Source organism: Lichenicola cladoniae, assembly GCF_013201075.1.
In the GTDB taxonomy this organism is placed as follows: Bacteria; Pseudomonadota; Alphaproteobacteria; order Acetobacterales; family Acetobacteraceae; genus Lichenicola; species Lichenicola cladoniae.
In genome coordinates this window covers 2,343,199-2,356,175 of the sequence record NZ_CP053708.1, presented here as the reverse complement: position 1 = coordinate 2,356,175, position 12,977 = coordinate 2,343,199, and the positions used below count along the sequence as shown (strand labels likewise).

General features: G+C 64.6%; 11 protein-coding genes and 2 tRNA genes. 4 read left to right on the top strand and 9 right to left on the bottom strand.

What is annotated here, in order from left to right; all coding sequences use genetic code 11:
• Nucleotides 1-238 precede the first annotated feature (238 nt).
• The 7 genes from HN018_RS10960 to HN018_RS10930 form a co-directional block, all read right to left on the bottom strand.
• Nucleotides 239-1,453, bottom strand: coding sequence for an acyltransferase family protein (locus HN018_RS10960; protein ID WP_171835434.1), 1,215 nt, complete (start codon nt 1,451-1,453; stop codon nt 239-241).
• Nucleotides 1,454-2,008: 555 nt separating this feature from the next.
• Nucleotides 2,009-2,083 (bottom strand) — tRNA-Val (locus tag HN018_RS10955).
• 53 nt (nt 2,084-2,136) lie between these two features.
• The gene (locus HN018_RS10950; protein WP_171835433.1) at nt 2,137-3,513 is read right to left on the bottom strand and encodes a deoxyguanosinetriphosphate triphosphohydrolase; all 1,377 of its coding nucleotides are present in this window, start codon (nt 3,511-3,513) and stop codon (nt 2,137-2,139) included.
• Between the two features lie 46 nt (nt 3,514-3,559).
• Entirely contained in the window at nt 3,560-4,219 is a 660-nt protein-coding gene (locus HN018_RS10945; protein WP_171835432.1) for a nicotinamidase, read from the bottom strand.
• A gap of 4 nt (nt 4,220-4,223) precedes the next feature.
• A complete protein-coding gene (htpG, locus tag HN018_RS10940) occupies nt 4,224-6,164 on the bottom strand; it encodes a molecular chaperone HtpG (RefSeq protein WP_171835431.1) in 1,941 nt (646 codons plus the stop codon).
• A gap of 129 nt (nt 6,165-6,293) precedes the next feature.
• Nucleotides 6,294-7,085 carry a lytic transglycosylase domain-containing protein gene (locus tag HN018_RS10935; protein WP_171835430.1) on the bottom strand — a complete coding sequence of 264 codons (792 nt, stop codon included), beginning with the start codon at nt 7,083-7,085 and terminating at the stop codon, nt 6,294-6,296.
• Between the two features lie 244 nt (nt 7,086-7,329).
• Entirely contained in the window at nt 7,330-8,217 is an 888-nt protein-coding gene (locus HN018_RS10930) for an N-formylglutamate amidohydrolase (RefSeq protein ID WP_171835429.1), read from the bottom strand.
• Nucleotides 8,218-8,358: 141 nt separating this feature from the next.
• Here HN018_RS10930 and HN018_RS10925 point away from each other — a divergent pair.
• Nucleotides 8,359-8,434, top strand: a tRNA-Val gene (locus HN018_RS10925).
• 37 nt (nt 8,435-8,471) lie between these two features.
• Here the strand turns inward: HN018_RS10925 and HN018_RS10920 are convergent.
• Nucleotides 8,472-9,083, bottom strand: coding sequence for a biliverdin-producing heme oxygenase (locus HN018_RS10920; protein ID WP_171835428.1), 612 nt, complete (start codon nt 9,081-9,083; stop codon nt 8,472-8,474).
• The gene (gene ruvX / locus HN018_RS10915; RefSeq protein WP_171835427.1) at nt 9,080-9,553 is read right to left on the bottom strand and encodes a Holliday junction resolvase RuvX; all 474 of its coding nucleotides are present in this window, start codon (nt 9,551-9,553) and stop codon (nt 9,080-9,082) included. The genes HN018_RS10920 and ruvX overlap by 4 nt, the downstream gene beginning before the upstream one ends.
• 149 nt (nt 9,554-9,702) lie before the next feature.
• On the opposite strand from ruvX, the gene gatC reads away from it, so the two are divergent.
• The 3 genes from gatC to gatB are packed head-to-tail and all read left to right on the top strand — an operon-like array spanning nt 9,703 to nt 12,922.
• Nucleotides 9,703-9,990 (top strand): Asp-tRNA(Asn)/Glu-tRNA(Gln) amidotransferase subunit GatC, encoded by a 288-nt coding sequence (gene gatC / locus HN018_RS10910; RefSeq protein WP_171835426.1) that lies wholly within the window; start codon nt 9,703-9,705, stop codon nt 9,988-9,990.
• Nucleotides 9,987-11,471: an Asp-tRNA(Asn)/Glu-tRNA(Gln) amidotransferase subunit GatA gene (gene gatA, locus HN018_RS10905; protein ID WP_408886776.1), complete on the top strand. Its 1,485-nt coding sequence runs from the start codon at nt 9,987-9,989 to the stop codon at nt 11,469-11,471. Before gatC ends, gatA begins: the two co-directional genes overlap by 4 nt.
• Nucleotides 11,468-12,922 carry an Asp-tRNA(Asn)/Glu-tRNA(Gln) amidotransferase subunit GatB gene (gene gatB / locus HN018_RS10900; RefSeq protein ID WP_171835424.1) on the top strand — a complete coding sequence of 485 codons (1,455 nt, stop codon included), beginning with the start codon at nt 11,468-11,470 and terminating at the stop codon, nt 12,920-12,922. Before gatA ends, gatB begins: the two co-directional genes overlap by 4 nt.
• Nucleotides 12,923-12,977 lie beyond the last annotated feature (55 nt).

The following is a 12,977-nucleotide window of genomic DNA, read 5'->3' as shown; positions in this document are numbered from 1 at the left end:
CGCCAGGGCGCACGCGGCGTACGATGGCGATGGCACCGCTGTTGAACGGCGCAGAAGTTAATAGTCTGGGACAGTATTCTCAGGGCGTGCTGCTAATAACTTGGGGCTGCCGCCACTCGTGTCCAACAATTAACTCATCGCCAAAGTGCTTCTGTGTAAACGGCTGTCACGTGCTGTCGGCCAATTGCGTCCCCTGAAGCGAGGATCAATTTGATTTAGTCCGGCTTGATCTCAGGAATTACGTCGCCTCTACAGCTGGAATTTTGTCGGGCGCCGTAGTTGGCAACAGCCTCGCTAGCCGCTTGCCTAGCACTACGCCTGGACGTTCGATCCAGGCATGGGTGATCGTGGCGATGCCGACCAGGACGGCGGAACCGAGCAGAATGATTGCCCAGTGCCGCACTGGCGAGACGAGCGCAAAGCTCCGGACAATCTGGCTCTGGAACAGAACCGCCAACACCAGGCCCTGCAGGAGATAGATGCCGTAGCTGATATTGCCGAGGCGTCTCGATGCTCGGTGGGTCAGGATCCCGAACAGAGTGCACCCCGAGATCACGAGGTAGAAGCTAATCCCAAGCAACGCTATCGCCCGTGGTGAGTAGCCGGATGAGCAGGTCAAGAAGAGTATCGCTAGCATCGCGACGACAATGCTCGAAGCCGCGGTATCGTTGATCCTGGGTTTCCGGTCGTGGCGATCGAGAGACGCGCAGGCCATCCCGATCAGGAACAACGTCACGAAGGTAAGCTCGATAGGCGAAAGAAAATAAAATCTGCCAAGATACGTCAGGTAGAAGGTGGTAGCCAAGACTACCAGGACAATCGCGGTCCTCACTACACCCCGGCCCGCAGCCACCGCGAGTATGGGCAGTGACAGATAGAAGATCCATTCATACCGCAACGACCATGTGACTCCGGCCGTCAGGATCATGGTTGCGGGATGGCCATTGAGATCGCCGGATGTGAGAAGCCCTAGCGCCAACCAGGGAGCCAACTCGTTTAGAAACTCCCCAAACGGAACTTTGAGATGCCAGTCGGCGTGCATCATTACCAGGACGACCATCACCAGGATCGCGAACAAATACAGCGGGGCAATCCTGAATAGCCGCCCCAGATAGAGTCGAGCCCAATCCATGCGGCCGCGCTTATCGATGAGCCCACCCCAGAACAAATAACCGGTGATCATAAAGAACACTGCCACGCCACCAGTTCCAAGGATCGTGTAGGTTCTGCTTGGCGGAACATTCCAGACGCCATCGCGAAGCCAGAGATGATATATCGCGGCATGATGAAGCATGACGCTGAGCGCCAGATAGCCGCGCAGCCCGTCAATCGTTTGCAGGCGCCGTACCTGCTGTGTCGGTGGCGTGTCAGCCGCCGCGAACAGCCTAAATCTGGCCAACCAGAACAACCCAACAAATACTGCAAGAATCGGCCATATTGGGTAGAAGTTCATTAGGTCGTATAGCGTAACAAACTGTGTCAACGCAAACGTCGCACGCGTCCGATCAGCTTCCTTTCACATCCCGCGCCATGTTGAACGATGTCGTCACGAATGGGTGCTCTACTGGCTGCGGGCTCAAGCCTTCCCGATCAGCACCAGCTTTCAGGCCGTATCTTTACCGCGATTGCACATGCCTTGCGCGCTCGCGCATATCGATAGCAGCCGCATCGGCGCATGGCGGCAGGTGCGGCGGGGATGCGGCCGACCGGGACGGGCGCCAGAGTAGGGCGGTCGATCAGCATCGGTTAAGATGAGGGGTAGCAGACCAGCAACAGGCGACGCGGAGGCGGTGGGCGAGGTCCCGGGACTCGGACGCTTGGATCGATCGGCCGTTGGTCGATGGACGCGGCATTAGTGCAGGAAAGCATACGGATGGAACATGACCACGGGTGCATAAGGCCGCACGGATCAACACGGATGTTGGTGCATCTGGTCGGAATAATGCGGGCGCGATGATCGGTCGTCCGGTTGTGACCGTCCTGGTTGGACACCGAAAGCACATAAGGATGGTGGGTGCGACAGGGATTGAACCTGTGACCCCCGCCGTGTGAAGGCGATGCTCTACCGCTGAGCTACGCACCCATCCCTTGCGATGGCGCGGGTTCTATGGGGTTTTTGGGGTCAGGGCAAGTGCCTCAGCCGCGGCCGCGAATGACCTGGGCAAGTTCGGTGGCGCGGTTGTCGGTCAGGCTGGAAAGAAAGTCGTTGATCAGGCGATAGCTGTCCTCCAGCCCGGTTTTCTCGGTGGGCGCAGACTCGCCCATCAGTCCGAGAATGCGCGAGGCCCGGTAGGAGAGAGTATGTCCGCTGCCGGCGGCGAGGAGCTCGCGGGCGGCGTCGGAACAGGCGTCGAGCAAGGTGTCGACTGCGGCATAGGCGCCGATCTCGATCTCCATCTTGCGGGTGTGGGTGAAGATCCGCTCGCGTGCCAGGGTCTTCGCTGCCGCGACGCCACGCGCGATGTCGGGGTTGCCGACTTCGACCAGGGTGGACGGAAAGCGTCCGCTGAGGATTGCGTCTGCGTTGTCGAAGAAGCTGGCTGCGCACCCCTCGATCAGCAGGTCGACGGCCTTGCCGCGCAGCCAGCGGACGCGCTGGCGGTCGGAGCGTCCGTCACGGAACTGCGTGAACTGGTCGCGGAGGGCCGGCTGCAGGACGGAGAGAAGCAGCTCCTCCACCTCGAAGGTGTGCAGGATGCCCATCTCGATGCCGTCCTCGATATCGATGATGGCGTAGCAGATGTCGTCCGCTGCCTCGACGAAGTAGGCCAGCGGGTGGCGGCAGTACACACCGGGCTCGACTTCGAGCAGGCCCATCGACCGGGCGATCGTGGCGAAGACCTCGCGCTCGGAGTCGAAATAACTGAACTTGCCGGGACGGTAGCGAGGCGCCTGGGTAGCCGACCAGGGATATTTGATGAAGCTGCCGAGCGTCGCGTAGGTCAGCCTGAGGCCAGCCGTATCTACCAGGCTGGTCAGCAGGCGGAAGCCCTGGGCGTTGCCCTCGAACGTCCGCAGATCCTCGATGCAGGGGATGTCCATCCCCGCGAAGAAGGCCGGATCCTGCTTCACGTACCAGTCGCGGATGGCGAACTCGCCGGCATGGCCGAATGGCGGGTTGCCGATGTCATGCGCGAGACAGGCAGCCTGCACGATCGCGGCGACGTCGGCGGCGACGACGCCGACGGGAAGATGACCCTCCGCATGCAGGCGCTTGCCGGCCAACTCACCCAGGGACCGTCCGACACAGGACACTTCCAGGCTGTGGGTCAGCCGGTTATGGACCCGGTCGTTCTGCGGCAACGGGTGGACCTGGGTCTTGCGGCCGAGCTTGCGGAACGGCTCGGAAAAGATCAGCCGGTCCTGATCCTTCTGGAATTCGGATCGCGTCGTCTCGGTGGATCGCACGGTTGCGCTCGAACGGGACCGATGCTCGCTGCCCAGCCGGGTGTCGTCGAGCAGGCGGTCCCAGCGCATGGTCTGTGGTGCTGAAGCGGAATCGGCTTGGGTCATTGCGCGAGTGTCGGTCAGCGAGACGATCGCCGCAAATGGGGCGGGGTCAGGCGAGGTCGGTGGACCGGATGAACGTAACCCCGAGGCCGGTCAGCCGCTCTTTCGCATGATCGAGGCTGGTGTGGCCGTCGGGCTGCTCCAGTCCGATGCCGCGTGTCGCATCCTCGATGACGAAGGTCTCGAACCCGGCGCGAGCGGCATCCTCGGCAGACCAGGCGACGCAGAAATCCGCCGCAAGGCCGCATAGGAACAGGCGGCGGACACCCCGGTCGATCAGCCAGCCCTTCAGGCCAGTCGGGGTCCTGCCGTCGTTTTCGAGGAATGCCGAGTAGCTGTCGAGTTCGGGTCGCCAGCCTTTCCGGATGATAAGCTCGATCCGGTGGCTGTCCAGGTCGTGATGCAGCTCGGCATGCTTCGTGCCCTGGACTGCGTGATCGGGCCAGAGGATCTGCGGACCGTAGGGCATCGAAACGACATCGTATGGTTTGCGGCCGGGATGTGCACTGGCGAACGAGGTGTGGCCGGCTGGGTGCCAATCCTGGGTGGCGAAGGCGTGCCGGAAGTGGTTCTGCAGCAGACCGTTGACGATCGGGATGATATTGTGGCCGCCCGCGACGGGTAGCTCGCCGCCGGGCATGAAGCTTGCCTGGAGGTCGACGACACCGAGGACATCGGTGCGCGGCTCCAGCTTCAGCCCGGCTCCCATCGCTTCAGGCTTCCGGGACGGGGGACGCCATCGGAACGGACAGTGCCGCGACGAGAGTATCGGCGACGCGACGGGCGAAGGCAGCCGGCTCGGCCGGGACCTCGCCATCCTGCACGCGGGCAAGGTCGAACAGGATGTGGGCAGCCTCGTCGACCGACTCTCCACGGGCGATCTTCGCCGACAAGGCGCGGATCAGGGCGTGGTGCGGGTTGATCTCGAGGATCGGCGCCGAGCTCGGCATCTTCTGGCCGCTCCGGCGCATCATCCGCTGCAGCTGCAGGTCGGGACCCGACTGCGATGCCGCCAGGACGACGGCACTCTGGACCAGGCGATCGGTCGAGCGGACATCGGTGATGGCGTTGCCGAGCGCGGTCTTCAGTGCCGGCAGCAGGGCTTCGACATCGGCGGCTTCGGCCTGGTTCTCGCTGTCCAGAGGGATCTTGGAGAGGTCGGCCAGGCCCTGGGTCACGCTGCGGAGCGGCTTGTCATCGAACTTGTCCAGCCGCTCGGGCCAGAATGCGTCGACCGAGTCCGAGAGAAGAAGCACTTCGATACCGCGGGCACGGAAGCCCTCGAGCTGCGGGCTGCTGGCAAGCGCATCGTGGCTGTCGCCGACCAGGTAGTAGATCGCTTCCTGTTCCGGCTTCATCCGGCTGACGTATTCAGCGAGCGAGACCAGGTTCTGGCCGGGTGCAGCGTCCGGTGCGGTCGGGACCGACGTCACGAAGCGGATCAGTCCGGCAACCTCGGTGCGATGCTCGGAGTCTTCCCAGACGCCTTCTTTCAGCACAGGGCCGAAGTTTTCCCAGAAGCTCGCGTAGCCCTCGGCATCCTTCGCCTTGTTGCGCAGCTCGGTGATGACGCGGTTGGTAACGGCCTTACGGATGCGGGCCAGCACGGGCGTCGATTGCAGCATCTCGCGCGACACGTTGAGCGGCAGGTCCTCGGTGTCGACCACACCCTGCACGAAGCGCAGCCAGGGCGGCAGCAGTGCCGCTTCGTCGGTGATGAACATCCGGCGGACGTGCAGGCGGACGCGACTCTCACGCGTGGATTCGACCGGCTCGAACGGGCGCATGCCGGGCACGAAAAGGAGGGCGGTGAACTCAAGGGTACCCTCTGCGCGCCAGTGCAGGGTTGCCCAGGGCTTGTCGAACATGTGGCCGAGATGCTGGTAGAACTCGGTGTATTGTTCCTCGGAGATCTCGCTCTTGGACTTGCGCCAAAGAGCGGTGCCCTCGTTCGCGGCGACCGCCTGGCCATCGCGCTGGATCGTGATCGGCCAGGTGATGTGGTCGGCCCATTTGCGCACGATGGTCTCGAGCCGGTAGGGCTCCAGGAACTCGTCCGCATCCGCCTTGATGTGCAGGATGATGTCGGTGCCGGGCAGGTCGCGCGTGGCGGGGGAGAGGGTGTAGCTGCCCTGGCCCTCCGACGACCAGCGCCATGCATCCTCCTCTCCGACGCGGCGGGAGATTACCTCGACGCGCTCGGCCACCATGAACGCCGCGTAGAAGCCGACGCCGAACTGGCCGATCAGGCTGGGACGATCCTCCGGCTTGGCGTCGGCCAGGCTGGCGGTGATGTCCTTGCCGAATGCGCGGGTGCCGGAGCGGGCGATGGTGCCGAGATAGCGGCCGAGCTCGTCATGGCTCATGCCTGTGCCATCGTCGCTGATGGTGAGCAGGCGCGTGTCCTTGTCGGGCACGATCCGGATCGCGGCACCATCCGGCAGCGCGCGCGACGGATCGGTCAGTGCCTCGAAACGGCGACGGTCAGACGCATCTGCGGCGTTCGCCACCAACTCGCGCAGGAAGATCTCGCGCTCGGAATAAAGCGCGTGAACGACCAGATCGAGCAGCCGCCCGACCTCTGCGCCGAACTCATGGCGTTCCTCGCCGGCCGGGGCTGGGGCCGCATCCTGCACGGGGTCATGGTCGCTCATCTTGGTCCTGCCTTCGCAACGTGACGTGGAGCCTGCGCCCGATCCGGCGTGGCCTCTGCTCCCGGCGATATGCGCGGGTATCGGGCGCACTTCAACCGGGCGGTTCGCCGGGACGGTCGAGCAGTTGGATCATTCGTGCAAGGCGTGCGGCGGCAGCGATGCAAGCGAGACGGGCACGGAGCGGTAGGTGGCGAGCGATCGCCCGCCACCACCGGCGGTGAATACCGTGCGGACCGGTGCCGAAGCCTGGTCGCGTACGATGTGGCCGAAGCCGCCGAGCGGCCGACGGCTGAATCCGGGCCCGCTACCGCTCGAGGCGGCGACCGATGCGGGTGCAGCGGTTGCATGGTCATGGCGCGGTGACGCGGTAGCGCCGCCCGTTGGTTCCGCCCAGGCCTCGAGGACTTTCCGCTGGTAGTCGCTGCCGAGATTGGGCGTCTGGGAGTGATAGGCCGCCGCGGCATGGGGCCAGCTACCGGTCTGGTGAAACAGATCGGTCAGGAAACGAGCCGCGTAGATGGCGTTCGCGCCCGGATCGAAGGCCTGATCCAGGCTGGTAAAGCCGTCCGGGTGAAACATCAGGTTGATCTGCATGCAGCCGACATCGATCGAACGGATGCCGGCAGTCTGGAAGTCGCGCGCGGCGGTTACCGCTTCCGACTTCGAGGTATAGAAGTGCCCGATGCCCTGGGCGTTGATCGTCCATGGCCAGGCACGAACCGTATCGGTCTCCGCATCGGTGCGGCCGGTTTCGACCCTGCTTATGGCGCCGAGCAGCTGATCGGGAACGCCCGTACTATGCTCTGCACTGGCAGTCGCCGTCTGGCACAGATCGCCGGTGCCTGCGGCGTCGCTGGCTGTCGCGGGAGGCGTCCATGCGAACGCGACCAGCAATAGCCCGAGCACCAGGATGCCGGACATGTTCGTACAAACCATTGCGTTAGGATGTCAGAGCGAGTTTGCTGAAACGTTAACGTTTTCGTGATGAGAAACGCTCTCATGTTGCGACGCAAAAAGTCGTTGACCATCGTGTCAATTGTGGCTACAAAGAGTTCAGCGGCGCTGCTTAGGCGCGCTGCTTCTTGGACGTTTCCTCCCTAAACTTGGCGGTGCCTCACGGCGCCGCCTTTTTTTTGCTTGGGCGGCCCGATCGTGGGCGGCGGAGCTATGCGGGAAGCAGCCGGCTCGCGTCCGCGAGACACGCGACAAGTCCGCTCATCAACTGCCGGATACGACCGAACGACGCGATCGGCTGGTAACGTGACTGGTCCATGTAGAGCGCGCGGGCGATCTCGAGCTGCAACGTGTGCACGCCCTGCCGCGGGCGCCCGTAGTGGCGGGTCACGTAGCCACCGGCATACGGGTCGTTGCGACGGACGAGGAACCCGTGACCCTCCAGGAAATCCTGGGCGGTCTTCGGCAGGGCCGGATCACAGGACGTGCCGTGGGCGTCGCCGAGAATGAACTGGGGTTCTTGCCTGGCGCCGGGGCGGCCGGGCTTGTCCGTCGGCATCGAATGGCAGTCGAGCAGGACGCACGACCCGTAGATGTCACGGGTCTCCTGGATCAGTTCGCCCAGGGCAGTGTGATAGGGCTGCCAGCATGATTTTATGCGACCCTCGGCCTCGGCGAACACCAGCGGCCCGGCATAGATCGGCTCGCCCGACGAGACCAGCCTGGCGATCGTGCCAAAGCCGGCTGTCACCCTGGCCGTGCGGGTGTTGCACCATGGCGGGAGCTTGTCGGCGAACATGGCCGGATCGAGTTCCCAGGCCTCGCGGTTGACGTCGCAATAGACGCGGGGGAAATCGGCGACCAGCTGCGGAACGCCATGATCCGTCGCATCCTCGAACAGCTGGTCCACGAAACAATCCTCGCTGCGCCGCAGTCCCTGGAAGTCCAGCCGGGAGGCTTCGACGAATGCGCGGGGATATACGCGCCCGGAATGCGGCAACGACAGCAGAAGGGGCGTCCTGCGGCGGTTCGGCCGGAGAATGCGGAATGGAAGATCGGCGAGCGCCTCGGCGGATCGCAGTTGGCTCGGCCTCGTCATGAGGTCCTTGTCGCGCAGCCCGGCGCTCTTGTCAGCTGAACATGTCCGGTCCGTTGCAAACGTGTTTCGAATGAGATGATCCACCATCACGAGCCGGCTTGCAGAACGGCGGAAGCGCTTGTAGAAGCGCCAGCGACGGATGGGCGCGTAGCTCAGCGGTAGTAGCACTACCTTGACATGGTAGGGGTCACAGGTTCAAATCCTGTCGCGCCCACCATCCGTTTTCCGGTCCCGTGGACTGGAGTTCTGACCCGTCAGGCGCCCAGCCGAAAATCCTTCATCAGCCAGCCGTGCAAGCGTGCGAAGATAGCGTTTGCTGTCTCTATCGCCTCATCATCGGTGTGTGGATCGGACGCGGCTTCCAGCGTATCGCAGGTGGCACGCCAGCGTTCGCCGGTCTGTTCCCCATAGACGTTGAAGTAGCGGCAGGAATCATCGGGCATGGCCGGGTTGGCCTTGACGTGGCGGCCGATCAGGCGACCGCCGAGCGTGCTTCCTTCAACGACATACAACGCGCCGAGCGCAGCCGGGAGGCTGGTCAACGGCGGTAACCGGTCGATCAGGGCGAGCATGCCCAATTCGGGATCGGTGATCCCGCAGGCGCGCAGATCGTGTTGCAGGGACGGAAGCTTGCTGCGGCCGCTGGTCGCGGATGGATCGAGCGCCGATTCCAGTGCCGGCTCGGTGACCTGGTGGAAGCCGTAGAAGCGGGCCAGCAGGCGCGTGTACTCGCCCCGGGTGAGGGGCCGCTCGATCAGGTCGAGCGAGCGGTCGAGGGCGTCGTGCGCCGGGCGGGTTTCGGCGCGGAGCCTCTCACGGAGATTGCTGCGAACGTCGCTTGGACGATCGGCGGGCCGGCTGCTCAAGATGCTGTACTCCGGCTGGCATCGAGTGCCGCCTGCAGGATGTAGGACGCCGCCAGTTTATCCACCACTTCGGCGCGCCGGCGGCGGGTCATATCCATGTCGGAGATGAGCATGCGGTTGACGGCGCTCGAGGAGAGTCGCTCGTCCCAGAGTGCCGCCGGCAGGCCGGTCGCCTCGGACAGGCTGCGCAGCCAGTCACGCGCCGCCTGTGCGGCCGGTCCGAAGCTGCCGTCGAGTGAAAGCGGCAGGCCGGCAACCAGGCCGCCTACCTGTTCCTTGGCGACGATGCCGAGGATATCGGCGGCGGCGGCGGCGAGCTTGCCGCGCTTCAGGGTGGCGTAGGGCGAAGCCAGCATAAGCGAAACGTCGGACAGGGCGAGCCCAATTGTACGGGTGCCGAGATCGAGTCCGAGCAGGCGGGCGTTGGGGGCAAGTGCGGCGCGCAGCTGCAGCATGTTGAACAGGGCCATCGAGAGGGGTTATGGTCCCGCCGCACCCGGGCTGCCAGGGTCTTGGCCGACCACACCATGTTTGGCCGGCGATCCGTGCCCGGGCCGGGCGTCGGATCCTGGTCAGGACACTGCTCGCGGGTGCCTCCGTAACCACCAGAGGCTTCTCAATGTCGCTTGATCCCGCGACCGTCCGACGTATCGCCAAACTGTCCAGGATCGGCTTCGACGATTCCGAGCTTGCCCGGTTGCAGGTCGAGCTCAGCGGAATCATGGGCTGGGTGGAGCAGCTGTCCGAGCTCGATGTCGAGGGGGTCGAGCCGATCTCCGGCGTCGGCCAGGCAGCGCTGCGGATGCGCGAGGATATCGTTACAGAGATAGACAGCACCGAGACCGTGCTGTCGAACGCGCCTGATCGAGCCGGGCCGTTCTATTCGGTGCCGAAGGTGATCGAGTGATGCTGACCGACCTGACGTTGGGCGCTGCTCTGGCAGGCCTGGAACGCCGCGATTTCTCGTCGGTGGAGATCACCCAGGCGCATCTCGACGCGATCGAGGCGCTCAACCCGCGCCTGAACGCCTTCATCACGGTGACGGGCGAGCAGGCGCTGGAGTCCGCGCGGGCGGCGGACGCGGCACGCGGACGCGGCGCTGCCGGGCTGCTGGCCGGCGCCCCGATCGCGATCAAGGACCTGTTCTGCACCGAAGGCGTGCGAACCACGGCGGCCAGCCGGATCCTGGGCGACTTCGTGCCGCCGTACGAGAGCACGGTGACGTCGCAGCTCAAGCGCGATGGCGCGGTGTTCCTCGGCAAGACCAACCTCGACGAATTTGCCATGGGCTCGTCGAACATGACCTCGGCATTCGGCGCGGTGGAGAACCCCTGGAAGCGGCACGGCGACGATACGGCACTGGTGCCCGGCGGATCGTCTGGCGGTTCGGCTTCGGCGGTCGCGGCCCGGCTGGCACTCGCCGCGACCGGGACCGATACCGGCGGGTCGATCAGGCAGCCGGCGGCGTTCTGCGGCATCGCCGGGATCAAGCCGACCTACGGCCGCTGTAGCCGCTGGGGCGTCGTGGCGTTCGCGAGTTCGCTCGACCAGGCCGGCCCGATGGCGCGAACGGTCGAGGATTGCGCGATCCTGTTGCGCTCGATGGCGGGCTTCGACCCGAAGGACAGCACCAGCGTCGATCGCGCGGTGCCGGATTACGCCAAGGCCTGCGGGCGCAGCCTCAAGGGAATGCGGATCGGTATTCCCGCGGAGTATCACTCGGCCGGCATGCCGGCCGAGATAGAGGCAATGTGGCAGCAGGGGACCGACTGGCTGCGGGACGCCGGGTGCGAGATCGTCAACGTGTCGCTGCCGCACACGAAGTATGGGCTTGCGACGTATTACATCGTGGCGCCGGCGGAATGCTCGTCCAACCTGGCGCGGTATGACGGGGTACGGTTCGGCGAACGGGTCGAGGGGAGCAACCTCGGTGAGCTTTACGAACTCTCCCGGGCAGCCGGGTTCGGCGCGGAGGTGAAGCGCCGGATCATGATCGGAACATATGTTTTATCATCAGGCTATTACGACGCGTACTACCTGCGGGCGCAGAAGGTGCGGAGCCTGATCCTGCGCGACTTTACCGAGGCGTTCGGCAAGGTCGACGCCTTGCTGACACCGACGGCGCCGTCGGCTGCGTTCGCCCAGGGCGAGAAGATGGACGATCCTGTGACGATGTACCTGAACGACATCTTTACCGTGCCGGCGAGCATGGCGGGGATCCCCGGGATCTCCGTGCCGGCGGGTCTCGACAGCAACGGGCTGCCGCTTGGGCTGCAGCTGCTCGGCCGGCCGTTCGATGAGGAAGGATTGTTCGCGCTCGGCTGGGCTCTGGAGAAGGCGGCAGGGTTTACGACGTTGCCGGCGATCCGGGCGGGGGTGGCATCATGAGCTACATCATCGAGGGCAAGACCGGTCCGTGGGAGCTGGTGATCGGGCTCGAGGTGCATGCCCAGGTGGTCAGCGAGGCAAAGCTGTTCTCCGGCGCGTCGGCGACGTATGGCGGCGCACCGAACAGCAAGGTGAGCCTGGTCGACGCGGCGTTTCCGGGCATGCTGCCGGTGATCAACCGGGTCTGCGTGGCGCAGGCGGTGCGGACCGGGCTCGGGCTGGAGGCATACGTCAATCTGGTCAGCAGCTTCGACCGGAAGAACTATTTCTATGCCGACCTGCCGGCCGGCTACCAGATCAGCCAGTTCACGCGACCGATCGTCGGCGCGGGCAAGATCGAGATCGAGCTCGGCGATGGGTCGCGGCGGGAGATCGGCGTGACGCGGCTGCATCTGGAGCAGGATGCCGGCAAGTCGATGCATGACCAGAGCCCGACGCGCTCGTATATCGACCTGAACCGAGCCGGCGTCGCGCTGATGGAGATCGTCAGTGAGCCGGATATGCGCAGTCCGGAAGAGGCCGGCGCCTATGTCAGGAAGCTGCGGACCATCCTGCGTTATCTCGGCACCTGCGACGGCAACATGGAGGAAGGCTCCATGCGTGCAGACGTGAACGTCTCGGTGCGCAGGCATGGCGAGCCGTTCCGGACCCGGTGCGAGATCAAGAACGTCAACTCGATCCGGTTCGTGACCCAGGCGGTCGAGGTCGAGGCGAGGCGGCAGGTCGAGGTGTGGGAAAGCGGCGGCACGGTGGAGCAGGAGACGCGACTGTTCGACCCGCAGCGCGGCGAGACGCGCTCGATGCGGAGCAAGGAAGACGCACACGATTATCGCTACTTCCCCGACCCGGACCTGCTGCCGCTGGTGCTCGACGAGGATTGGGTCGCTGCGCTGAAGGCGGACCTGCCCGAGTTGCCCGATGCCAAGCGGGCGCGGTTCGTGAGCCAGTACGGCATCCCCCCGTACGATGCAGCGGTGCTCGTGGCAGAGCAGGCGACGGCGGACTTCTACGAGACCGTGGCGACCGGGCGCGATGCAAGGCTGGCCTCGAACTGGGTGATCGGCGATTTCTTTGCAGCCCTGAACCGGACCGGCCGCACGATCCTGGATAGCCCGGTGACGGCGCCCAATCTCGGCGGCCTGATCGACCTGATGAGCGACGGGACCATCAACGGCCGGATCGCCAAGGACGTGTTCGAGATGATGGTCGAGACCGGGGATGCGCCGGCCGACATCGTCGAGCGCAAGGGGCTTCGCCAAGTGGTCGATACCGGTGCGATCGACGCAGCGATCGAAACCGTGCTGGCGAACAACCCGGACAAGCTGGCCGAGTATCTTGGCGGCAAGGACAAGCTGTTCGGGTTCTTTGTCGGCCAGGTGATGAAGGGCATGGGCGGCAAGGGCAATCCGGGGCTGGTGAACGAGGCGCTGCAATGCCGACTGGCAACCTGAGAAAAAGGGCAGGAATCGGGTCGGTGCCCATTTGACGACGGGGTGACCAGGGCCT